The sequence below is a fragment of the Micromonospora sp. IBSANI012 genome (assembly GCF_052814045.1).
Genome location: NZ_CP199933.1, coordinates 107,036 through 127,090, shown reverse-complemented (window position 1 = coordinate 127,090; position 20,055 = coordinate 107,036). Strand labels below are relative to the sequence as shown.

The 20,055-nt window shown below is 72.1% G+C and carries 24 protein-coding genes; 12 read left to right on the top strand and 12 right to left on the bottom strand.

Features of this window, described 5'->3' with window-relative positions; all coding sequences use genetic code 11:
- Positions 1 to 94: 94 nt before the first annotated feature.
- Complete coding sequence (trhA, locus tag ACTWM8_RS00650) at positions 95 to 772, top strand: PAQR family membrane homeostasis protein TrhA (protein ID WP_377612493.1); 678 nt, start codon at positions 95 to 97, stop codon at positions 770 to 772.
- A gap of 79 nt (positions 773 to 851) precedes the next feature.
- Here trhA and ACTWM8_RS00645 read toward each other — a convergent pair whose 3' ends face one another.
- A complete protein-coding gene (locus tag ACTWM8_RS00645) occupies positions 852 to 1,142 on the bottom strand; it encodes a DUF6458 family protein (RefSeq protein ID WP_088959551.1) in 291 nt (96 codons plus the stop codon).
- Positions 1,143 to 1,258: 116 nt separating this feature from the next.
- Here ACTWM8_RS00645 and ACTWM8_RS00640 point away from each other — a divergent pair, with 116 nt between their 5' ends.
- Positions 1,259 to 1,798: a SixA phosphatase family protein gene (locus tag ACTWM8_RS00640; protein ID WP_446212081.1), complete on the top strand. Its 540-nt coding sequence runs from the start codon at positions 1,259 to 1,261 to the stop codon at positions 1,796 to 1,798.
- A gap of 93 nt (positions 1,799 to 1,891) precedes the next feature.
- On the opposite strand, the gene ACTWM8_RS00635 is transcribed toward ACTWM8_RS00640, so the two are convergent.
- The 4 genes from ACTWM8_RS00635 to ACTWM8_RS00620 all read right to left on the bottom strand — a co-directional run bounded on the left by ACTWM8_RS00635 (position 1,892) and on the right by ACTWM8_RS00620 (position 6,599).
- Positions 1,892 to 2,161 carry a DUF6458 family protein gene (locus ACTWM8_RS00635; protein WP_067300694.1) on the bottom strand — a complete coding sequence of 90 codons (270 nt, stop codon included), beginning with the start codon at positions 2,159 to 2,161 and terminating at the stop codon, positions 1,892 to 1,894.
- A gap of 571 nt (positions 2,162 to 2,732) precedes the next feature.
- Positions 2,733 to 4,589 carry an acyl-CoA dehydrogenase gene (locus tag ACTWM8_RS00630; RefSeq protein ID WP_446212080.1) on the bottom strand — a complete coding sequence of 619 codons (1,857 nt, stop codon included), beginning with the start codon at positions 4,587 to 4,589 and terminating at the stop codon, positions 2,733 to 2,735.
- A 161-nt stretch (positions 4,590 to 4,750) separates the two neighbouring features.
- Complete coding sequence (locus ACTWM8_RS00625) at positions 4,751 to 5,878, bottom strand: PP2C family protein-serine/threonine phosphatase (protein ID WP_358001357.1); 1,128 nt, start codon at positions 5,876 to 5,878, stop codon at positions 4,751 to 4,753.
- Between the two features lie 88 nt (positions 5,879 to 5,966).
- A complete protein-coding gene (locus ACTWM8_RS00620; RefSeq protein WP_446212079.1) occupies positions 5,967 to 6,599 on the bottom strand; it encodes a septal ring lytic transglycosylase RlpA family protein in 633 nt (210 codons plus the stop codon).
- A gap of 185 nt (positions 6,600 to 6,784) precedes the next feature.
- Here ACTWM8_RS00620 and ACTWM8_RS00615 point away from each other — a divergent pair, with 185 nt between their 5' ends.
- Positions 6,785 to 7,336 (top strand): phosphoribosyltransferase, encoded by a 552-nt coding sequence (locus ACTWM8_RS00615; protein WP_446212078.1) that lies wholly within the window; start codon positions 6,785 to 6,787, stop codon positions 7,334 to 7,336.
- Between the two features lie 33 nt (positions 7,337 to 7,369).
- A complete protein-coding gene (locus tag ACTWM8_RS00610) occupies positions 7,370 to 8,401 on the top strand; it encodes a questin oxidase family protein (protein WP_446212077.1) in 1,032 nt (343 codons plus the stop codon).
- Here ACTWM8_RS00610 and ACTWM8_RS00605 read toward each other — a convergent pair.
- On the bottom strand, positions 8,380 to 8,925 hold the full coding sequence (locus ACTWM8_RS00605) for an alpha/beta hydrolase (RefSeq protein ID WP_446212076.1): 546 nt from the start codon (positions 8,923 to 8,925) through the stop codon (positions 8,380 to 8,382). The genes ACTWM8_RS00610 and ACTWM8_RS00605 overlap by 22 nt on opposite strands.
- A gap of 86 nt (positions 8,926 to 9,011) precedes the next feature.
- Here ACTWM8_RS00605 and ACTWM8_RS00600 point away from each other — a divergent pair, with 86 nt between their 5' ends.
- Positions 9,012 to 9,443 carry an ASCH domain-containing protein gene (locus tag ACTWM8_RS00600; protein ID WP_446212075.1) on the top strand — a complete coding sequence of 144 codons (432 nt, stop codon included), beginning with the start codon at positions 9,012 to 9,014 and terminating at the stop codon, positions 9,441 to 9,443.
- A gap of 197 nt (positions 9,444 to 9,640) precedes the next feature.
- On the opposite strand, the gene ACTWM8_RS00595 is transcribed toward ACTWM8_RS00600, so the two are convergent.
- Entirely contained in the window at positions 9,641 to 10,522 is an 882-nt protein-coding gene (locus tag ACTWM8_RS00595) for an LLM class flavin-dependent oxidoreductase (protein ID WP_446212074.1), read from the bottom strand.
- A 93-nt stretch (positions 10,523 to 10,615) separates the two neighbouring features.
- On the opposite strand from ACTWM8_RS00595, the gene ACTWM8_RS00590 reads away from it, so the two are divergent.
- Together ACTWM8_RS00590 and ACTWM8_RS00585 are read left to right on the top strand one after the other, a co-directional pair.
- Positions 10,616 to 10,936, top strand: coding sequence for a PadR family transcriptional regulator (locus ACTWM8_RS00590; protein ID WP_179806071.1), 321 nt, complete (start codon positions 10,616 to 10,618; stop codon positions 10,934 to 10,936).
- A gap of 103 nt (positions 10,937 to 11,039) precedes the next feature.
- Complete coding sequence (locus ACTWM8_RS00585) at positions 11,040 to 12,143, top strand: hypothetical protein (protein WP_446212073.1); 1,104 nt, start codon at positions 11,040 to 11,042, stop codon at positions 12,141 to 12,143.
- A 9-nt stretch (positions 12,144 to 12,152) separates the two neighbouring features.
- On the opposite strand, the gene ACTWM8_RS00580 is transcribed toward ACTWM8_RS00585, so the two are convergent.
- Together ACTWM8_RS00580 and ACTWM8_RS00575 are read right to left on the bottom strand one after the other, a co-directional pair.
- Positions 12,153 to 12,719 carry an NUDIX hydrolase gene (locus ACTWM8_RS00580; protein ID WP_446212072.1) on the bottom strand — a complete coding sequence of 189 codons (567 nt, stop codon included), beginning with the start codon at positions 12,717 to 12,719 and terminating at the stop codon, positions 12,153 to 12,155.
- A gap of 17 nt (positions 12,720 to 12,736) precedes the next feature.
- A complete protein-coding gene (locus tag ACTWM8_RS00575; protein WP_446212071.1) occupies positions 12,737 to 13,624 on the bottom strand; it encodes a LysR family transcriptional regulator in 888 nt (295 codons plus the stop codon).
- Positions 13,625 to 13,743: 119 nt separating this feature from the next.
- On the opposite strand from ACTWM8_RS00575, the gene ACTWM8_RS00570 reads away from it, so the two are divergent.
- Together ACTWM8_RS00570 and ACTWM8_RS00565 are read left to right on the top strand one after the other, a co-directional pair.
- Positions 13,744 to 14,106, top strand: coding sequence for a DUF1801 domain-containing protein (locus ACTWM8_RS00570; RefSeq protein ID WP_446212070.1), 363 nt, complete (start codon positions 13,744 to 13,746; stop codon positions 14,104 to 14,106).
- The gene (locus tag ACTWM8_RS00565) at positions 14,103 to 14,489 is read left to right on the top strand and encodes a VOC family protein (RefSeq protein WP_446212069.1); all 387 of its coding nucleotides are present in this window, start codon (positions 14,103 to 14,105) and stop codon (positions 14,487 to 14,489) included. Before ACTWM8_RS00570 ends, ACTWM8_RS00565 begins: the two co-directional genes overlap by 4 nt.
- A 92-nt stretch (positions 14,490 to 14,581) precedes the next feature.
- Here ACTWM8_RS00565 and ACTWM8_RS00560 read toward each other — a convergent pair whose 3' ends face one another.
- Positions 14,582 to 14,968, bottom strand: coding sequence for a VOC family protein (locus ACTWM8_RS00560; RefSeq protein ID WP_446212068.1), 387 nt, complete (start codon positions 14,966 to 14,968; stop codon positions 14,582 to 14,584).
- A gap of 14 nt (positions 14,969 to 14,982) precedes the next feature.
- Positions 14,983 to 15,411, bottom strand: coding sequence for a VOC family protein (locus ACTWM8_RS00555; RefSeq protein WP_446214432.1), 429 nt, complete (start codon positions 15,409 to 15,411; stop codon positions 14,983 to 14,985).
- Between the two features lie 138 nt (positions 15,412 to 15,549).
- Here ACTWM8_RS00555 and ACTWM8_RS00550 point away from each other — a divergent pair, with 138 nt between their 5' ends.
- Positions 15,550 to 16,335: a nucleotidyltransferase domain-containing protein gene (locus ACTWM8_RS00550; protein WP_446212067.1), complete on the top strand. Its 786-nt coding sequence runs from the start codon at positions 15,550 to 15,552 to the stop codon at positions 16,333 to 16,335.
- Positions 16,336 to 16,713: 378 nt separating this feature from the next.
- Here ACTWM8_RS00550 and ACTWM8_RS00545 read toward each other — a convergent pair whose 3' ends face one another.
- Complete coding sequence (locus tag ACTWM8_RS00545; RefSeq protein ID WP_446212066.1) at positions 16,714 to 17,349, bottom strand: methyltransferase domain-containing protein; 636 nt, start codon at positions 17,347 to 17,349, stop codon at positions 16,714 to 16,716.
- 98 nt (positions 17,350 to 17,447) lie between these two features.
- Between ACTWM8_RS00545 and ACTWM8_RS00540 the strand changes: the two genes are divergently transcribed.
- Together ACTWM8_RS00540 and ACTWM8_RS00535 are read left to right on the top strand one after the other, a co-directional pair.
- The gene (locus ACTWM8_RS00540; protein ID WP_446212065.1) at positions 17,448 to 18,041 is read left to right on the top strand and encodes an ArsR/SmtB family transcription factor; all 594 of its coding nucleotides are present in this window, start codon (positions 17,448 to 17,450) and stop codon (positions 18,039 to 18,041) included.
- Positions 18,038 to 19,444 (top strand): MFS transporter, encoded by a 1,407-nt coding sequence (locus tag ACTWM8_RS00535; protein WP_446212064.1) that lies wholly within the window; start codon positions 18,038 to 18,040, stop codon positions 19,442 to 19,444. The genes ACTWM8_RS00540 and ACTWM8_RS00535 overlap by 4 nt, the downstream gene beginning before the upstream one ends.
- Positions 19,445 to 20,055 lie beyond the last annotated feature (611 nt).

The following is a 20,055-nucleotide window of genomic DNA, read 5'->3' as shown; positions in this document are numbered from 1 at the left end:
GATCGATCCGACGGGCAGGGCCCGCGCACGCGCGCCGCGGCGGGTGACCAGACGCACTACCCGCAGGTAACCTACGGTGCCGTAACCTGTATCCGTGACCACCTCCGCACCGCTCCGGCTCAAGCCGGTCGACATCGGGAAGCCCCGGATGCGCGGCTGGCTGCACACCTACGCCTTCTTCGTCGCGCTCGTCTGCGGCATCGTCCTGTGCGCGATCGCGGCCACCCGCCCGGGCTGGGCACCCCTGGTGAGCTGCCTGATCTACAGCCTCACCGTCTGCGGGCTCTTCGGCACCAGCGCCCTCTACCACCGGCGGGTGTGGTCCGAGCGGGGCTACCAGATCATGCGCCGGCTGGACCATTCGATGATCTTCGTGTTCATCGCCGGCACCTACACGCCGTTCTGCGCGCTGCTGCTCGACCGCCGGATGGCCACCATCATGCTCAGCGTGGTCTGGGGCGGGGCGCTGGCCGGCGTGGCGCTGAAGCTGGTCTGGCCGCACGCGCCCCGCTGGGTGTCCGCGCCGCTCTACCTGGCGCTCGGCTGGGTCTCGGTGGCGATGCTGCCGCAGATCCTGCACCAGGGCGGGGTGACCGCGCTGGTCCTGCTCGCCGTCGGCGGCGCGATCTACAGTGTCGGCGCGGTCTTCTACGCCCTGCGCCGGCCCAACCCGTGGCCCACCGTCTTCGGCCACCACGAGTTCTTCCACGCCTGCACCCTGCTCGCGGCGCTCTGCCACCACATCGCCATCTACTTCGCGCTCTTCGCCTGAGGCAGAAGCCCACCGCCGGCCCGGCCGGACATGGTGCGGGGCCCCGCACCGATGCGGGGCCCCGACGTCTGCGCGGGGATCAGGTCGGGTAACCGGGGCGGCGCACCTCGCGGTACTCCTCCCGCACCACCCGGTCGTCCTGCACCGGCACGACCCGGTCGGCCACCACGCGGTCCTCGCGCACCGGGGTGGCCACCACGGTGCGGCGGCGGGTGTTCCAGAAGTAGAGGGTGGTGAGCAGCCCGGCGACGCCGGCGAGCATCAACACCCAGCCGACGACGTTCAGGTTGAGCCATCCCAGGTTCGCGTCGATGGCGAACGCGAAGATCGCGCCCAGCGCGATGAGGAAGATGCTGGCACCGATGCCCATGATGTCGCCTCCTTGGCATGTCCATTGGCGTATCCGACCGCCGCGGCCATCGGTGAGCGTGCGGCACACATCGACTTACCCAGGCGCTCCGATCGCCAATCAGGCAAGCTGGGCGCATGACGGACGCCCACGCCGAGGAACGGACCCTGGTGCTGCTCCGGCACGCCAAGGCCGAACTACCCGCCGGGGACGCCCCGGACGTCGAACGTCGGCTGACCGCACGCGGGCACGCCGACTCGGCCGCCGCCGGAGCCTGGCTGGCCCGGCACGGCCTGCTGCCCGAGGTGGTGCTCTGTTCGTCGTCCCGGCGCACCCGGCAGACCTGGCACGACGTGGCGATGGGCATGACGGGATCCCCGCCGGAAGGGGGACCGGCGGGGTCGGCACCCGTGGTGCGCTACGAGCCGACCGCGTACGAGGCGCAGCCGCAGGACCTGCTCGCCCTGGTCCGGGCGGCCGAGCCGAAGGCCCGGACGGTCCTGCTGATCGCCCACAATCCCGGCATCTCGCTGCTGTCTTCGCTGCTCGACCCGGAACGGGCGGATCCCGAGGGGTTGCGCACCACCGACCTGGTGGTGCACCGGGCCGCGACGCCGTGGGCGGACCTGGCACCGGGCGGCGCGGCGATCGTGAACCGCCACACCGCCCGCGGCTGAGCCGGTACGTCTTTCCCGGACCGCACCTCCGGGGCAGGCAGCGCGTGGACGGCAGCGCGGGCGGCGGGTCAGGACGGTGGCGCGGTGGGCGGGTCAGGACGGTGGCGCGGTGGGCGGCGGCGGGTCGGGCGGCGGCGGCATCATCGCGGTCGGATGGGAGAGGCGGTTCTCCTCCACGATCAGCGTGCGTGCCCGCTTGCGCCGGTCCTGCCAGAACCAGAGCGTGGTGAGCAGCACGGCCAGCCCGGCCAGGATGAACACCCAGCCGACCGCGCGCAGGTCGATCCACCAGACGTTGGCCCGGATGGCGAAGGTCATGATCGCGCCCAGCGCGATGAGAAAGATTCCGCTACCAATGCCCATGTGCGCTGCACTCCCCCGTGCGGTGGCCTCTGGGCGTGCCCCTGACGTGGTCCGCGACGGTTACCCGTCAACCGGCCCGCCTACCAGTCCCGCCCCCGCGAATCCCGCCCTCCGCCCCGCCACCCCCTGAGCGCACATTCAGAGAAAGCGTGGCTATCCCGACTCGGATAGCCACTCCTTCTCTGAAAATGCGCGGGCCTGCGTGGTGGTGCTGGGCCCGGTGGGGCGCGTGTCGGGTCGGGTGCCCGGTGAGGGGCTCGGGCAGCCGGGTGAGGGTCGGCGCGGGCTGGTGGGGGTCCGGCGCGGCGTTGGGGCGGCTCCCGGGTTTGCGGCGGAGTCGCGGTGTTCGACGGGCCGGATACCGCGACATGCCGCAAGGCGCGGCAGGCGGCGGCGGGCACGGCGACACGCCGGCAAAGCACCCACGACTCGGGCCCAGCTGGGTGCGACACCGACGGCAGAGCACCCAGGACCCGGGCCCGGGTCGGTGCCGCACCGACGGCGGCGGCCGGCGAGCAGATGCTCGCCGGCCGCCGTCAGGATCGAACCGGGCTGATCACCCCGGAGGGGATCAGAACGCCTCCTCCGGGAGGTCCATGATCTCCAGGTCGACGCCCTCGATGATCCGCCGGTCGGCGCCGATGCGGGGCAGCACCTCGCGGGCGAAGAACCGGGCGGCGGCCACCTTGCCGGTGTAGAACGCCTTGTCGGCGGCGGAGACCTCGCCGGCCAGGGCGCGCAGGGCCACGTCCGCCTGCTTCTGCAGCAGCCAGCCGACGACCAGGTCGCCGATGGCCAGCAGGAAGCGGCGGCTGCTCAGGCCGACCTTGTAGAGGCTGCGGGTGTCGCCGCCCTGCGCCTCGCCGAGCCAGCCGGTCATCACGCCGAGCATGGTCTGGATCTCGGCGAGCGCCTTGCCCAGCGCCTGCCGCTCCTCCTTGAGCTGACCGTTGCCGCCCTCGGTGGCGATGAACTCCTGGATCTCGCCGGCGACCGCCATCAGGGCCTTGCCGTTGTCCCGGACGATCTTCCGGAAGATCAGGTCGAGGCTCTGGATCGCGGTGGTGCCCTCGTACAGGGTGTCGATCTTGGCGTCGCGGACGTACTGCTCCAGCGGGTAGTCCTGGAGGAAGCCGGAGCCGCCGAAGGTCTGCAGCGACTCGTGACCCAGCAGCTCGTACGCGCGCTCCGAGCCGACGCCCTTGACCAGCGGAAGGAGCAGGTCGTTGACCCGCTTGGCCAGCTTGGTGGCCTTCTCGTCGCCGGCCGCCTCGGCGATGGCGACCTTGTCCTGCCAGCTGGCGGTGTAGCAGACCAGCGCGCGCAGGCCCTCGGCGTACGACTTCTGCAGCAGCAGCGAGCGGCGCACGTCCGGGTGGTGGGTGATGGTCACCCGCGGGGCGGCCTTGTCGGCCTGCTGGATCAGGTCGGCGCCCTGCACCCGGTTCTTGGCGTACTCAAGGGCGTTCAGGTAGCCGGTGGAGAGGGTGGCGATCGCCTTGGTGCCGACCATCATCCGGGCGTACTCGATGATCATGAACATCTGCCGGATGCCGTCGTGCTTCTCACCCAGCAGCCAACCCTTGGCCGGCACGCCGTGCTCGCCGAAGGTCACCTCGCAGGTGTTGGAGACCTTCAGGCCCATCTTGTGCTCGACGTTGGTGGCGAAGACGCCGTTGCGCTCGCCCAGCTCGCCGGTGCTCTCGTCGAAGTGGTACTTCGGCACCACGAAGAGCGACAGGCCCTTGGTACCCGGACCGCCGACGCCCTCGACGCCGACCGGACGGGCCAGGACGTAGTGGACGATGTTGTCGCTCAGGTCGTGCTCACCCGAGGTGATGAAGCGCTTGACGCCCTCGATGTGCCAGGAGCCGTCCGGCTGCTGGATCGCGCGGGTCCGACCGGCGCCCACGTCCGAGCCGGCGTCCGGCTCGGTGAGCACCATGGTGGAGCCCCACTGCTTGTCGATGAAGAGCCGCGCCCACTTCTTCTGCTGCTCGGTGCCCTCGACGTGCAGCACGTGCGCGAAGGACGGGCCGGAGGCGTACATCCAGATCGGCGCGTTCGCGCCGAGCACCAGCTCGGCGAGGGACCACCAGAGCGCCCGCGGGGCGTTGGTGCCACCGAGGGAGTCGGGGAGGTCCAGCCGCCAGAACTCGGAGTCCATGAACGCCTGGTACGACTTCTTGAACGACTCCGGCAGCGGCGCGGTGTGCGTGGCCGGGTCGAAGACCGGCGGGTTGCGGTCGCTGTCCGTGTAGCTGGCCGCGAGGTCCTCCCGGGCCAGGCGGTCGACCTCGGAGAGGAAGCTGCGGGCGGTGTCGACGTCCAGGTCCGAGTACGGCTCCTGGCCGAACGTCCGGTCCGCCCCGAAGACCTCGAACAGGTTGAACTCGAGGTCCCGAAGGTTGCTCTTGTAGTGGGTCATGCTCGCTGGCCCCGCTTCCGGACAGGTGTTACCGATCAGTAACCCCGACTGTATTACTCACCGGTAGCTACCGACAAGCCGATCAGGGAAGTGACGGCGATTACACACCTGCGGTTCAGCTCTCGTTCGGCGTACGGCAGGGCGGCGCAGGGCGGGGCGGCTCACGCCTCCGCCGCGCCAACCTCCCAGCTCGGCACGGGTACGGTCGCCCCGGTACGCGGGCCGGTGTACTCCATCAGGACCAGGGCGATGTCGTCGTCCAGCCGCCCGTGCACCCACTCCACCAGCGCGGTCTCCAGCGAGGCGAGGCCGTCGCCGACCGTGCCGTGACCGAGCAGCCGCCAGGCCCGGTCGGCGGTCGGGAAGAACTCACCGTCGCGCCGGGCCTCACCGAGCCCGTCGGTGAAGAGCAGCAGCCGGTCGCCGGGCTCCAGCCGTTCCACCCGGGGGCGCACCACCGGCATGAACCCCAGCGGCGGGGCGGGCGCCGGCGGCTCCAGCGGGATCACCGCGCCCCGGCGCAGCAGCAGCGGTGACGGGTGGCCGCAGTTGACGATGGTCAGCGTCCCGCCCCGCTCCTCCACCACGGCCGCCGTGACGAAGTCCTCGTCGCCCACGTTGCGGGCCACCGCCCGGTCCAGGTCGGCCACCACCGCGCGCAGGTCGGCCCGCTCGTACGCGACGTGCCGGTACGAGCCCAGCACGATGCTCGCCAGCCGGACCGCGTCCAGCCCCTTGCCCCGGACGTCCCCAATGATCATGCGGACGCCGTACGGGGTGTCGATGGCCTCGTAGAGGTCGCCGCCGATCTCGGCGGTGGCCGTCGAGGAGATGTACCGGGCGGCCACCGCGAGGGTGCCCACCTGCGGCCCGAGCGGTCGCAGCACCGCCTGCTGGGCGACCGACGCCAGCTTCGACAGCTCGGCGATCTGCTCGCCCTGCCGCTGCCGCAGCGCCGCCACCGCCGCAGCGATCCCGCTGGCGAAGGCGATCCCGGCGAGGTCGACGGCGGTGACCAGCGACGGGGTGGGCTCGGTCAGCGCGAAGCTGGCCCCGAGCACCGCGGCGACCAGGCCGATCCCGAGCACCACCCGCCAGGAGGCGAACGCGGCGGCCAGGATGGGGGCAGCCATCATCAGCGCCACGTAGTGCGCTTCCCGGCCGTCGGCCAGCTCCACCGCCGAGATGATCGTGAGCAGGCCGAGGGCCGCGCCGACGCCGGCGCGGGATCCGGGACTCAGCGGGCCGCGGCCCGACTGGAAGGCATGCGTGCGTACGAGGGACAGCATGCCTGATGGACGTGCACCGGTGAATGAACCTGACCCCTCGATTGAGGGTGTTCCAACCGGCCGGCCGGTCACGGCGAGCCGATCGCCGTCAGCCGAGGACCTCGTACTTCACCGTCAGCTCACCCAGGCTCACCGAAGCGATGGTCTCGAACGCGGCGCGGGACAGGTCGAGGCAGCGCCCCTCGATGAACGGGCCACGGTCGTTGATGCGGACGGTCACCGACTTGCCGTTGTCCGGGTTGGTGACCCGGACCCGGGTGTTGAAGGGTAGCGTCTTGTGCGCGGCGGTCAGCGCGTCCGGGTTGAAGGTCTCGCCGTTGGCCGTCATCTGGCCCTCGTCGTAGAAGGACGCGCCGCACGAGCCGCTGTCCACCACGGTGCTCTTCGGGGCGGCCTTCTTCGTCGTCGCGCTCGGCTTCGGCGCGGCGGTGCGGGTCCTGGCCCGGGAGGCCGCCTGGGCGGACCGGGTGGCCTTCGGGCTGGCCGTGACGGTCGGCGACGGGCTGGTGGTGGGGGACGCGGTGGCGCTCGGCGAACTGGTGGCGCTGGGGCTGACCGCAGTCGGCACGGTGTCGGCGACGACGGGGGCCGCCGCCTCGCCCGAGGTCAGCTGCACGGCGCCGACGGTGCCGCCGACGGCGAGCACGACACCCACGGCGGCGGTGGCGGCGATGCCGGCCGGCGAGGAGAACATGCGGGGACGGGAGTGCCTACCAGCCACGGACCGGTCCTTTCGTCAGCTGAACAAACCGGGTCGGACCGTAACGAGAGAAGCACTTCCGAAGTCAACGTGATCATGGTGGTATGGCCGGAATTGCAGGGATACGTGTAGCCGATCATCCGACGTCGCGGGGGCCGGACGGGCCAGCGCCGCGCGGCGTGGCGACGATGGGTGAGGATGGACGGATGGCCGATGACCTGCGCCGGCGTCTGATCGAGCTGTTCCGCTGGGTCGATCCGGGGCCGGGCAGCAGCCACCTGGTCAGCGACATCTCCGGCTGGTGGCGCGACCCGCAGGTGCTGGCCGACCTCGGGCCGGCCCTGGCCGCACCGTTCCGGGACGCCCGGCCGACCGTGGTGGTGGCCCCGGCCGTCACCGGGCTGATGCTCGGCCCGCTCGCCGCCACCGCCCTCGGGGTGGGCTTCGCGCCGGCACACAAGCCGGGCGACGGGCGACTGCCGGCCGGGCCACTGACCTGGTCCCGGAGCGACCCGGACTTCCGCGGCCGGCAGGTGGACCTGGCCGTGGTGGACCGGCGGCTCGGCCCGGACGACCGGGTGCTGGCGGTGGACGACTGGGTCGCCACCGGGGCGCAGCTGCGGGCGATCCGGGAGATCTGCGCCGTCCGGGGCGCGACCTGGCTCGGCGCCTCGGCGGTGGTGCGGGACTGCCCGCCCGAGGTGAGCCGGGAACTGCGCCTGCACGGGCTGCTCGACGCCGCCCAGCTGCCCGCTTGACCTGAAGCGCGCTTCAGGTCCGACGATCGGCGCATGGACCACGGCATCCTGGACGAGGCGTACCGACGGCTGCACCGCACCGGCCCCGAGTTCGAGGGCTGGCTCTCCAACCACGGGCCGATGGCGGTCGAGGCGCTGGTGCGGCACGGCCACGACCGGAGCGTGCACCGCTGGCTGGACGACTACCTGCGCCGGCTCGACGAACTGCCGCGCGGCCAGGGGCCGATCGAGGACTGGCGGGAGGCCCTCGGTGACCCGAAACGCGCCGGCGACTGGCTCGCCCACTTCGACCGGGAGCTGCGCGAGCGCCCCTGGCGCGAGGTGCTGGGCACCTGGTGGCCACGGCTGCTGCCCGGCATCGCGGCCGGTGCGACCCACGGCGTCATCCGGCTCGGCCACGCCGTCCGGGCGTTGCGTGAGGACGGCTCCAGCCCCGACCGGGTGGCCGAGCTCGGCCAGGCGCTCGGCTACTGGGCGGCCCGCTGGCAGCCGGTGCCGGGCCTGCGCCTCGATGCGGCGTCCCGCCCGGACGGTCCCGACGTGGCCACCGCGCTGGCCTCGGTGCCCCGGATCGACGATCGCACCGGCGGCATCCGGCAGCGGCTGGCGCGGCTGTCGGGCGTACCCGGGTGGGACGGGGCGGTGGCGGCGCCGCGCCCGGCGCGGACGCCCGCCGACGCGGAGCGGGGGCTGGTCGCGCTGGTGCACCGGGCCGCGCTGGACTACCTGCGGTACGGGCACGAGAACCCGGTGATGCTGGTGCACGCGGTGACCGCGCCCACGGCGGTGCTGCGGACCCTGCCGGCGCTCGATCCGGCGCTCTGGGCGCCGAGCCTCACCGCGGCGTGGTCGGCCACGGCAGCGGTGACCGCGGTGTACGCCCCGCCGCGCGGCACGGCGATCCCGGCCGTCACGCCCGGCACCCCGGCGGAGGTGTTCGCCCGGGCCGCCCGGCACGGCGACGCGCACGTGGTCAAGCTGGCCGACGCCGTGCTCGACGCGCACGGGGCGACCGGCGACGAGCGGGTGCTCGCCGCTGCCGGCTACGCCGGCCAGCTGATCTGAACGAACTCCTCCACGGCGGTGCAGACCCGGCCCAGCACCTCTGCCGAGCGGGCCAGCGGACCCGGCACCAGCATCCCGTGGTGGGCGTCGGGGACCTCCAGCACGTGCGGGGTGAGCCGGCGCGCCACGGCACCGTCCCAGGAGGCGTCGGCGGTGCCGCCGACCAGCAGGAACGGCGCGGTGGCCCGGGCCAGCGCCGCGACCACCTCGGGCCGGTGCAGCAGCGGGGTCAGCCAGACGGCGGCGAGTCCCCGGTCGGTGGCGAGCGGGGCGGCCAGCGAACCGAGCGACTTGCCGACCAGCAGGTCGGTCCGCTCGCCCAGCGCCTGCTCGACCTGCCCGACGACCCACCCGACGGCGGCGGCCGGGCCGTCCCGGTCGGGGGCGAAGCGCTCCGGCGCCGCCCAGGTGATCTCGTGGACGTCGAAGCCCGTCCGCCGCAGCGCCTCGCCGGTGTACGCGAAGAGCGGGTAACGGGTGTCGTAGCCCCGGCCGGGGATGAGCACCGCGCGCCGGTCCGCCATGGTCGAGCTCCTTCCGCCGGCCCTCACCGTAGCCGCCGTCGCCGATTCCCCACGACGGGAAATCGGTGCTGGGTAACGTCGGCAGGATGTGGCCTCGGATCGGTGGACTGCGCACGCTCGCCCTCGGCACTCCGGGGCGGGTGCGGACCGACCTCAACACCCTGGTGCTGGCCGGGGTGAAGACGGCGACCGCCACCCTGCTCACCGAGTACGCCGACGAGGGCGAGAAGCTGGAGCACGCCGGCGAACGGCTCGTCCTGCTGGACGACGCCGACGCCCTCGCCGGGGTCGTCGAGGTCACCGGCGTCGAGGTGGTCCGCTTCGCCGACGTCCCGTGGGACTTCGCCCGCGCCGAGGGCGAGGGCGACCGCTCGATCGAGGAGTGGCGGGCCGGGCACGCCGCCTACTGGGCGCGCGTCGGCACCCCGGTCACCGACGACACCGAGATCGCCTGCCTGCGCTTCCGGCTGGTCTCCGGGGGCGACGGCGGCGTCGCCACCGGAGACCTCAGCACCTGAGGTACGCGCCGACCAGGGCCTCAGCCGGCGGTCCCCGGCGTGCGCCCCATCACTCCGGCCTCCGGTCGGGAGCCGGGCGCGCCGACACCGCTGCGCGTCCTTTGCTCTGCTGCCCTGACGGCAACAGAAACAGCCGGTCGCTGTTGCCTCCGCGACAGCAGAGCAAAGGAGGTGACGGGTGACCATGGCCGCCGGGGTCAGGCGGTGCGCAGCTCGGGCAGGAGGCGGGTGGCGACGTCCACCAGGACGGCCTCGTCGCCGGCGTACCAGCTGCTGGCCCGGGGCCAGTGGGTGATGACGTCGGTGAAGCCGAGCGCCGCCGCCCGGGCCACCTGATCGGCGAAGAAGTCGGCGCTGCTCAGCGAGAAGGCCGGCGCCGAGTCCAGCGACAGGTAGCGGTCCATGGTGGCCGGATCCCGACCGGCGGCGTCCAGGGTCTGGTCCAGCCGGGCGCAGAGCTGCCCCACCCCGTCCCACCAGCTCGTCAGGTCGTCGCCGCCGGTGCCGGTGGTGACCCAGCCCTGCCCGAAGCGGGCCACCAGCCGCATCGACCGGGGACCGTTCGCGGCCACCACGAACGGCACCCGGGGCTGCTGCACGCAGCCCGGGTTGTTGCGGGCGTCCACCGCGGCGAACCAGTCACCCCGCCAGGTGGCGCCGTCCTCCCGCAGCACCAGGTCGAGCAGCTCGGTGAACTCGCCGAAGCGGTCCACCCGCTGCCGGGGCGGCAGGGTCTCGCCGCCCAGCACCGCCGAGTCGAACCCGATGCCGCCCGCCCCGAGGCCGAGCAGCACCCGGCCGGCGGACACGTCGTCGAGGGCGGTGACCTGCCGGGCGAAGGCCGCCGGGTGCCGGAAGTTCGGCGAGGCGACCAGGGTGCCGAGCCGGATCCGGGAGGTCACCGTCGCGGCGGCGGTCAGGGTGGCCATGGAGTCGAACCAGGGGCCGTCGACCAGGTCGCGCCAGCCCAGATGGTCGTACGTCCAGGCGTGGTCGAAGCCCCACTCGTCCGCCTGGCGCCAGCGGCGCTGCGACTCGGACCAGCGCTGGTCGGGAAGGATCACGATGCCAATCCGCATGATCGCCAGGGTACGGCCCGACCCGGCCCGGGCCACCCGACACGGGTCTGTTCATACATCGATCATCTGTATATGATCCGGCGCATGGCGGCGATGCGTGAACCGACCTTCCTGATCCTCACCGCGCTCGCCGGCGGTCCACGGCACGGCTACGGCATCGTCCAGGACGTCGCCGTCCTCTCCGAGCAGCGGGTGACCCTGCTCCCCGGCACCCTCTACACCGCGCTGGACCGGCTCACCGCCGAAGGCCTGGTGGAGCCCGACCGGGAGGAGACCGTGGATGGTCGGCGGCGCCGCTACTTCCGTCTCACCTCCGAGGGGCACGCCGCCCTCGGGGCCGAGGCCGGCCGGCTGCGGCAGCTCGCCACCGCCGCCGAGGCCCGGCTGCGCGCGTTCCGCCCCGGCACCGCCTGAACCGCCACCCACCCGACCGACGCGGCACCATCCCCGTCCCGCCAGTCGGCGGGACCGCACCCCGCACCACCCGAGGCGAGACCGAGCCCCCGGAGGGAAGGCCATGGCATCGACCGGCGACCCGCTCGCGCGCCGCTACCGCCGCCTGCTGCGCTGCTATCCACGCGCCTACCGGCGGGAGCGCGGCGACGAGCTGGTCGCCCTGCTGCTCGACACCGCACCGCCCGGACGGACCAGGCCACGGCTGCGGGAGGCCGTCGATCTGATCCGGAACGGGATGCGCTGCCGGCTCGGTCGACCGGGCAGCAGCACGGTCGTCGCCTGGGCGGTGCTGGCCGCGGTCGTCTGCGGGCTCTTCAGCGCGGCACTGTCCGCCCGGGTCGCCTGGGAGACCGCTCGACCGCTGCCGGGCCGCGCCGAGACCGGTGCGGTCTTCCGGACCGTGCTGCCCGACCGCGAACCGGACGAGATCACCACCCCGTCGACGTTCTTCGGGTTCTACACCCAGCCGCTGACCCTGCAAGCCCTGGACAACGTGCTCCTCGGCGACGGCGGGGAATACCAGCAGACCGCCACCGACGCGTGGGCCGCCGGCCCGCCACCCGCCCCGCCCGAGCAGACGGTCGCGGTCGCCCAGCGTCGGCTCCGGGAAGCCGGCTGGCACCTCGACCAGATGACGACGGAAACCTTCGACAACTGCGCCGACAAGCTCTGCGGCTCCCTCGTGCCGGTCACCTGGACCACCCTCGACGCCAGCCGGGGGGACACCCTCCTCACCGTCACGGTCAACTCGCGGCCGGAGCCCGAGTCCCCGTACCTGTCGATCGCCCTGCGCCGCACCACGCCGCCGCTGGTCCTCCCGGCCGCGATCGGCGGCGGGCTGCTCGGCGCGCTGGCCGGCTGGCTGGTCTTCGGCTGGGCGAGCCGGCGCACCGAGACGCCCCACCCGGCCCGGGCGGTGGTGAAGGTCCTCTTCGGGGTGACGCTCTTCCTCTGGTGGGTGCCGGTCCTGGTGTCCGTGCCGGCGCTGGTCAGCCACCACCGGGCCGAGCCGCACCCCCAGTGGCACCCGCTCTGGGAGTGGCTGGGCCAGCCGACCTTCTCGCTGTTCTTCCTGGTCGGATCGGTGAGCGCGCTGCTCGGGCTCGCCCTGGCCACCCTGCCCCGGCGGGACGCCGACCGGGTGTCGACGCTCGCCAGCGGCTGAGCCCTCCGGTCAGCCCGCCGCCAGCTTGGTCAACATCCGGGGCAGGTGCGGGTCGAGGGTGGCCGGGTCCGCCGCGGCCACCTCGGCGGGTGTCCACCACCGGACGGCACGGAACTCCCCCGGGTCGGGCGTGAGCGGCTGGTCCCGACGGCCCGCCAGCACGTACCAGAGGCTCACGTCGACGTGCCGGTCCTCGGGCGGCCCGACCGTCGGCGTGACGGTGAGGAAGAGCGGGCGTTCACCGGGCTCCGGTGGGAAGACCGCCGGCACGCCCAGCTCCTCGACCACCTCCCGGCGTACGGTCTGCGCCGGATGTTCGCCGGGCTCCACGTGGCCGCCGGTGGGCAGCCATCGCCCGGCGTTGCGGTGGTCGACCAGCAGGACGCCGCCGTCGGTGGCGTCGCGCAGCAGGAAGTACGCGACGAGGTGCGGCGACGGGGTGCGGGGCTTCGCCCGCCGGAAGACGTCGTCGGTCGCCGCCAGCCAGTCGAGGCACTGCGCCCGGTGCGCCGCCTCCATCTCGTCGAGCGGCGCGATCGACTCGACCAGCGCCCGGATCTCGTCCAGCACCCGCATGCCGGGCATCCTGCCAGTCACCCTCGGCGCGCGCTGTCCGCCGCGGCCCGGACGAACTCGCGTACCCGCTCGGTGGTGTTGGTCTCCAGCCAGACCGGGCCCCGCCGGATGGGCGGCGCGTCGTGGATCGGCACGTAGGCGACGTCCGGACGCGGGTAGTACCGCCGGGTATGCTCGCCGACCGGCAGCACGCCACGGTCCATCGCGACCAGCGAGAGCATCTCCGAGAAGGTGTTGCCGACCGGTCCCCTCGGCACCGGACGCCCGGACGGCGTGCGGTCCGGGGTGCGGTCGCGTTTGAACTCCGCCGAGGTCACCGCCGGGTACTGCACCACCGGGTGGTCGGCGAGGATCTCCAGGGAAACGGACTCCGCGCCGGCCAGCGGATGCCCGGCCGCCACCGCCAGCACCCGACTCTCGGACAGCAGCGCCGGGCCGTTGGCCATGCCGTCGAACGGGTACGCGGCGATGAGCACGTCGATCGAGCCGTCCACCAGGCTGGACCGGGAGTTCGCCAGCTGGGCCTCGTGGACATGCACCTCGCAGTCAGGGTGCCGCTCGCGGAACAGGTTGACCGCGCGGAGCAGCACCGGCGCGGTCCACTCGCCGAGGAAGGCGACCCGCAGCTCGCCGGTGACGCCGCGCCCGGCCTCGACGGCCCGCCGTACGGCGTCCTCCATCCCGGCGACCAGCGGTCGCAGGTCGTCGGCGAGCCGGTGGCCGATCGGGGTGAGGCGGACGACCCGGCTGGTGCGCTCGAAGAGCGGCGCACCGATCCGCCGTTCCAGCTTCTTCACCACATGGCTGATCCGCCCGGTGGTGACCCGCAACCGCTCGGCGGTCCGCCCGAAGTGCAGCTCCTCGGCGAGGGTCAGGAAGGTCTCGACCTCGTGCCGCTCCAGCAACCCGGGCTCCCATCGTTGAATCCGGCTCAACGATCGTAGTCAGATCGCGGCTTGGTCGCGTTCCCCGCTCCGACCAGGCTGGTGGCCAGCAAAGAAGTCGCTACGCCGAGGAGTGCGCAATGAGTACGATCACCGTCACCGAATACCTCGCCGGGCTCGACGAGCCACTGCGGGAGATCGCCGCGAGGCTGCGGCCGGTCATCGAGGCGGCGCTGCCCGGCGCATCCGGCGCCATCTGGCACGGCCACCCGGTCTGGGGGCGCGGGGACCGGCCGGGACGGGACCCGGTCTGCCTGGTCAAGGCGTACCCGTCGTACCTGACCTTCGGGCTCTGGCACGGTCAGCAGGTCGACGACCCGTCCGGCCGGCTGCTGCCGGGCGCCCGGTCGATGGCGTCGGTGAAGCTGCGGGCCGCCGACGAGGTCGACCCGGCCCTGTTCGGCGACTGGCTGCGCCAGGCGTACGCCCGGGAGGCGGCGTGAGCGCCGTACGGGTGACCGGCTTCGACCATCTGGTGCTCACCGTCGCCGACGTCGAGCGCGCGCTGGCGTTCTACTGCGGACCGCTCGGCCTGGCCCCGGTACGCGTCGACGAGTGGCGGGCCGGCAAGGTGCCCTTCCCCTCGGTGCGCGTCGACGCCGGAACGATCATCGACCTGGTCCACGGTCGGCGGGGCTCCTCGAACGTCGACCACTTCTGCCTGGTGGTCGCGCCGCTCGACTGGCACGAGGTGATCGCCGCCGGCGTCTTCGACGTGGTGGAGGGGCCGGTGGGCCGGTTCGGCGCCCGGGGCTCGGCCACCTCGCTGTACGTCCGCGACCCGGACGGCAACGTCGTCGAGCTGCGCTGGTACCCGCACGATTGATCAACACCGGTGGCCGGTGGGTGGTGACCGGCGCGGGCGGGTCGCCCGAACCGCGCCGGTCCCCAGCACGTCGGCCAGGCCGGTGCATCGCCTCAGCGGTGCTGGACGATCTGGATCGGGTTGCCGTCCGGGTCGGCGGTCCAGGCGATCAGGAGGCGGTCGAGCCAGGGGTGCGGCGCGGCGAGGGCGGGAGCGCCGTCGGCGGTGAGCCGGGCCCAGGCGGCGGCGGTGTCGTCGGTCCAGAGAATCACGGCGGCCCGCTGCCCATGGGGCACCGGGTCGAGGCCATGGTCGTCCCGGGTGGAGCTGACCGACGCGATACCGATCCGGTAGCCGTCGAGCGTCAGGTCGACGTGGATCGGTTCGCCGTCGGTCGGCACGCGGAAGGCCTCGGTGAAGCCCAGCCCCGTGTAGAACGCCACGGCGCGCGGGACGTCGGCGCTGAAGAGGACGACCTGCGGGGTGCGGAACATGGACATCGGCCCTCCTGCGACTAGCCGACAAAGATGCAGAACGGGTGACCGGCTAGATCGGCGTAGACGCGGAGCGGCTCGTCGGGGTCGTCGCTGCGGTCGTACAGCAGCCGACCACCGAGGCGCATGACGCGGTCGTGCTGCACCTGCAACTCCTCGACCGACGCCACGGTCAGGTCGAGGTGCAGCTGCTGCGGCACCCGGTTCTTCGGCCAGGTCGTTTCCGGCAGCTGGTCGACCTGCTGGAAGGCCAGCTGCGGACCGCCGTCGGGGCTCCTCAGCACGAGCCAGTCGCGGCCACGCTCATCCGCCTGCCCCGCTTCCGGCGGCTCGTCACCCGGCCGGTAGACGAGGCCCAACAGAGCTCGGTAGAACTCCGCGAGGGACCTGGCGTCGGTGCAGTCGAGCACCACCGAACAGAGCCTGGGCACGCTTTCCCGGTCGACCATATCGATCACCTCCGCCGCCATTCTGCATGGCGGCGCCTTCCACGTGGTGACATTGACTCACGGCCGTGGATGGCCTGCTGGGTCAACGGCCCTTCAAGGTCGAAGCCGGGTCGGCGTCCGGTTGCTACGGTCACCCGGGTGATCGAGAAGCTGACGCGCAGGTATCTCCGAGCGGTCGATCAGGCACTGCCCGGATACGTGCGACACCTGTACGTCGTGGGGTCCGCCGCGCTCGGCGCCTGGCAGCCCGGCGCGAGTGACGTCGACACGGTGATCATGACATCGCGCCCGGCGACCGCCGAGGACCTCGCCCAGCTCGCGAAGATCCACGCCGAGATGCCTCGGTCACCCCATTTCGACGGGGTCTACCTCGAGCCCGCGCTGGCGCGGTCCTGGCCGACCGACCGGCGGGCCGTGCCCTTCCTGGTCAACGGCGAGTTCACGACCGACAAGCCCTGCGGCGAGCTCACGCCGGTGCTGTGGTTGACCTTGCAGCGGTACGGCATCCCGGTCCGCGGCCCGGCCGTCGCAGAGCTGGGGGTACGAGTCGATCCCGAGCGGTTGCGCCGCTACAACCTCGACAACCTGCGTGAGTACTGGCAGTCGGCCGTGGCGACCTTCCCGTCAGCGCTGGCCGGCGTGGCCCCCGACGCGGTGATGGACGGCAAGATCGTCCCCTGGCTCGTGCTCGGACCCGCGCGGTTGCATTACACGCTGGCCCACGGTGACATCATCTCCAAGGCCGCGGCAGGCGAGTACCTCGCGCAGTTGTTCCCCGAGTACGCCGATCTCGCGCACCGAGCGGTCCGCTGGCGCGCGGGCGAAGCGGAACGGTTCATCGCCACAGACGTTGTCACCGCAGGCAACAGCGTCAACGCGGTGGCCGACGACGCCTGGCGTCGCTTCGGACAAGCAGGGCCGTGATGATCCGGCCGAATGGCCAAGCAACCGCAGACCACTCCGACCACAGATCCAGGTGCCACCGGGAGGCGCGCTCGTAGAAGTCGGCGATCCGTGGGTCTACGTCGGCGGGATCGAAACCCTCGCCGCCGAGCGCGGCGAATGAGGTCAGCAGGCCGTGATCGGGGCCCGTGCTCAGCGAACCGCCGAGATCGGTGGCCGTTCGCTCCACCCAGTCATGCCCGACGATGTCGCGCCCGGCGCTCGGGCCGATCAGCCAGCTGACCGAGTTCCGCGGGAGGCGTCGGCTGGAGACCCGCAATCTCCTGGGGGGTGACCACGGGCAGAAGGTACGCCGCAGCCACGAGTCGGCGACCGTCCAGCCCGGGGACCGTGCTCCGTTTATCGGAGGTCCGGACGGTGCAGCGTCAGCGATTGGAACCGGTGGCCGCGGCCGACGTCTACGGGGTGGAAGTCCACGACGTCGAACGACGCGGCGGCGAAGCCGAGCAGCTGCTCATCGGTGCGAAACGAGAAGAAGCGCGGCGGCTCGTGCTCGTCGTCGCTGATGGGACCTTCGGCGCTCTCGTTGCCCCCGTACACGCCGACGAAGAACAGCCCGCCGGGGCGCAGGATCGCCCGGATCGTCGCGAGGACCGCGGGCAGATCGTGGTTGGGTACGTGCAGCAGGCAGTTCATCGCGAACACCGCGTCGAACGAGCCGGCCGGGAAATCCAGGTGCAAGAAGTCCATGACATGGGCCTCGATGCCCTTGGCCCGACAGTGCTCGACCATCACCGGCGAGAGGTCGGACGCGACGACGGCAAAGCCCTCCTGCTGGAAGTAGGCGCTGTCCTGTCCGGTGCCGGCGCCGATCTCCAGCAGCCGTGCACCCGGCGCCAGCCGGTCACGGAACGCCTGTCGTTCCGCCAGCTTCCACGGCTCCTTGGTGAGCGCGTCACGCCACGCCGCGTGCGAGTCGTATGCCTCACGCAGCGGGCCGAGCACCTCGTCGTATCGGACCGTCATGCCGATCATTGTGGACGAGCCGGGACGGTCACGATGTCCCGCCGCGACGTCGTCGCCGGGGAAGGAGCGGGGTTGCCCGCGCCGATCTGAGAGACTACTTTCGAGACATGTCTCTCACGAATCCGTACGGAGATGTGGAGCTGACCTCTCCGCAGGCGCTGCGGGCGTTGGCTCATCCGGTACGGCTGGCTTTGCTTGAACGGCTGCAGCGACACGGCCCCGCGACGGCCACCAAGCTTGCACCGCACGTCGGTGCCACGCCATCGGTCGTCAGCTGGCACCTGAGGCACCTCGCTTCCTTCGGTCTCGTCACCGACTGGGACGGGGCGACGAGTAAGCGAGAGCGGTGGTGGCAGGCGGCAGCCAGGGGGTTCCGGTTCACCATGCCCGACGATGCAGAGGGTCAGAACGCGGGGCGGCAGCTGCGCGCCGAGATGTTCGCCCGATCCGCGGAGGCGCCCGTGCAGTGGTCGCTGCGGGACGAGCCGCGGCTGGATCCGGAGTGGCGAGCCCTGGCGGGGTTGGCCGATACCCGGTTCGCCGTTACTGCTGACGAGTTGCGGCAGCTCGAAGAAGCGATCGAGGCACTGCTCGCGCCGTACGTCCGGCGTAAGGGTGGCCAGTTGCCGGACAATGCGCGGCTCGTCCGGATGCTGCGCTATCTGCTGCCTGAGCCCGGCGACGACCCGGCGGCGTCATGACCGCCACAGGCACGGCACCCCGGACGGTCCTGCGCGACAATCGTCGGTTTCGGACTTTCTGGATCGGCGAAACGGTCTCCCAGTTCGGCGACCGGATCAGCGAGCTGGCCCTGCCGCTGATCGCTGTCACCGTCCTCGCCGCGACGCCCGCGCAGGTCAGCGTCCTTACCGCGCTGATCTGGCTGCCCTACCTGCTGGGCATGTTCGTCGGCGCGTGGGTGGATCAGCGGACCCGCAAGCGCCGCCTGCTGATCGTGGCCGACCTGGTCCGCGCGGCGGTGCTGTTCAGCCTTCCCGTGGCCTACCTACTGGACGTGGTCACGCTGACTCAGCTCTATCTGGTCGCCCTGCTCACCGGGGCTGGTGCGGTTCTGTTCGCCATGGCGCGCCAGGCGTTCTTCGTCGCTCTGGTCCCGCCGTCGGCCTACGTGGAGGCGAACAGCAAGCTGAGCCTGAGCCGTGCGGCCTCGTTCGTGGCCGGGCCGGCTCTCGGCGGCGGCCTGGTCCAGGCTCTCACCGCCCCGGTCGCGGTCCTCGTCGACGTGGTGTCCTTCCTCGGCTCCGCGCTGTTGATCGGCCGGATTCCGGTGGCCGAGGCCCGGCCGGCGCCAACGCGGTCATCGACGCTTGGCCTGGTCCGCGACGGACTCATGCTGGTGCTGCGTCATCCGGTGATGCGCGCCGCTCTCGGCTGCACGAGCACGGTCAACTTCTTCACCCTCATGTCCAACGCACTGCTCGTGCTGTATGCCAGCCGTGAGCTTGGTCTGTCGGCCGGCGCTATCGGCATCGCGTTCGGCATCGGGGCGGTAGGTGGACTGGCTGGTGCGGCACTGGCACCTCGGGTCTCCCGGACCATCGGACTGGGCCGCACCGCGATGATCGGCGTGGTTCTCTTCCCCGCACCTTTGGCGCTGACAGCGTTCGTGTCCGGCCCAACCTGGGCCCGAATCGCGGCGCTCGCGGCTATCGAACTGGTATCCAGCGTCGGTGTGATGCTGATGGACGTCAACCTCAACGCCCTGCTCACCTCGGTCACGCCCGACGACGCGCGTGGACGGCGGGCGGGCGCGTACAGCGCCGTCAACTACGGGATCAGACCGCTCGGAGCGCTGGTTGGCGGCTGGTTGGGCACCACCATCGGCCTGCGACCGACACTGGTCGTCGCCGGCCTTGGCGGTGCCCTCGCCGTGCTGTGGCTACTCGCCTCGCCGGTGCGTCACATCGCCACCATCGACGAGCCGGCGACTGGCACCTCGCCTGTCGAAGGGCGGCGGAGCGGGTCAACTCCCAACCCGCGCAACCGACCAGACCCTCCTCCTGCATCAGCTGGACCACCTCATCGGGATGAGGGGGCGTCTTCCGAGGCAGGACCCCGTGCCGCTGCGCCGAATGGACCTTGAGCGGGAAGCGTGGCCCGTGGATGGCCCGCCGCGTGTTCGTGGCCGGAGGAACGTCGAAGGCCTAGCTCGGACTCGCGTCCTGGCCAGGGCCTCGATCGTGGAGCGGGTGACGGGAACCGAACCCGCACTGTCAGCTTGGGAATTGCCGATGTGGGGCTGGCTGCTGGGTTGGCGCCCTGCTCTCGCGGGTCTCTCGTGGCCTCGGTTGGACCCTGCTGTCCTGGCCCAATGGCACGCTAATGGCACGCGAGAACTATCTACCGTCGAGCCTGGTCGCCATCTGTCCGTACCCTCATCCCGAACGACCACTGCTGGCCTTGCTCGCCCACGCCGACAAGCTTGACGCCGCGCACCCGATGCTGCACTACCGTCAACCGCACTTGCTGTGGTCCGTACTGCGTGTCGAGCCGCACAACGTCGCCGACTTGCAGGCTCTCCGCGGGAGCTGGCCGATCCATCTCCGTATCTTGTCGTCGTCTGCGCCTCGGGGCCACCGGCTGCCTTACCAAACCGCCAGTTTGGAAGGACGAAGATGACCGCCTGGGAAGGCCTGGAACGCCTGCTCATTGCATCGGAGTGAGTCACAGCTCATGCCCGCTCGTGCCCGCTCG

Coding starts and splice junctions, on each gene's coding strand:
- ACTWM8_RS00570 (WP_446212070.1), top strand. CDS start 13,744: ATGAGTACGATCACCGTCACCGAATACCTCGCCGGGCTCGACGAGCCA.
- ACTWM8_RS00610 (WP_446212077.1), top strand. CDS start 7,370: ATGGACCACGGCATCCTGGACGAGGCGTACCGACGGCTGCACCGCACC.
- ACTWM8_RS00590 (WP_179806071.1), top strand. CDS start 10,616: ATGCGTGAACCGACCTTCCTGATCCTCACCGCGCTCGCCGGCGGTCCA.
- ACTWM8_RS00645 (WP_088959551.1), bottom strand. CDS start 1,142: ATGGGCATCGGTGCCAGCATCTTCCTCATCGCGCTGGGCGCGATCTTC.
- ACTWM8_RS00595 (WP_446212074.1), bottom strand. CDS start 10,522: ATGCGGATTGGCATCGTGATCCTTCCCGACCAGCGCTGGTCCGAGTCG.
- ACTWM8_RS00630 (WP_446212080.1), bottom strand. CDS start 4,589: ATGACCCACTACAAGAGCAACCTTCGGGACCTCGAGTTCAACCTGTTC.
- ACTWM8_RS00640 (WP_446212081.1), top strand. CDS start 1,259: ATGACGGACGCCCACGCCGAGGAACGGACCCTGGTGCTGCTCCGGCAC.
- ACTWM8_RS00540 (WP_446212065.1), top strand. CDS start 17,448: ATGTCTCTCACGAATCCGTACGGAGATGTGGAGCTGACCTCTCCGCAG.
- ACTWM8_RS00600 (WP_446212075.1), top strand. CDS start 9,012: ATGTGGCCTCGGATCGGTGGACTGCGCACGCTCGCCCTCGGCACTCCG.
- ACTWM8_RS00615 (WP_446212078.1), top strand. CDS start 6,785: ATGGCCGATGACCTGCGCCGGCGTCTGATCGAGCTGTTCCGCTGGGTC.
- ACTWM8_RS00625 (WP_358001357.1), bottom strand. CDS start 5,878: ATGCTGTCCCTCGTACGCACGCATGCCTTCCAGTCGGGCCGCGGCCCG.
- ACTWM8_RS00585 (WP_446212073.1), top strand. CDS start 11,040: ATGGCATCGACCGGCGACCCGCTCGCGCGCCGCTACCGCCGCCTGCTG.
- ACTWM8_RS00580 (WP_446212072.1), bottom strand. CDS start 12,719: ATGCGGGTGCTGGACGAGATCCGGGCGCTGGTCGAGTCGATCGCGCCG.
- ACTWM8_RS00535 (WP_446212064.1), top strand. CDS start 18,038: ATGACCGCCACAGGCACGGCACCCCGGACGGTCCTGCGCGACAATCGT.
- ACTWM8_RS00560 (WP_446212068.1), bottom strand. CDS start 14,968: ATGTCCATGTTCCGCACCCCGCAGGTCGTCCTCTTCAGCGCCGACGTC.
- ACTWM8_RS00555 (WP_446214432.1), bottom strand. CDS start 15,411: ATGGTCGACCGGGAAAGCGTGCCCAGGCTCTGTTCGGTGGTGCTCGAC.
- ACTWM8_RS00605 (WP_446212076.1), bottom strand. CDS start 8,925: ATGGCGGACCGGCGCGCGGTGCTCATCCCCGGCCGGGGCTACGACACC.
- ACTWM8_RS00545 (WP_446212066.1), bottom strand. CDS start 17,349: ATGATCGGCATGACGGTCCGATACGACGAGGTGCTCGGCCCGCTGCGT.
- ACTWM8_RS00635 (WP_067300694.1), bottom strand. CDS start 2,161: ATGGGCATTGGTAGCGGAATCTTTCTCATCGCGCTGGGCGCGATCATG.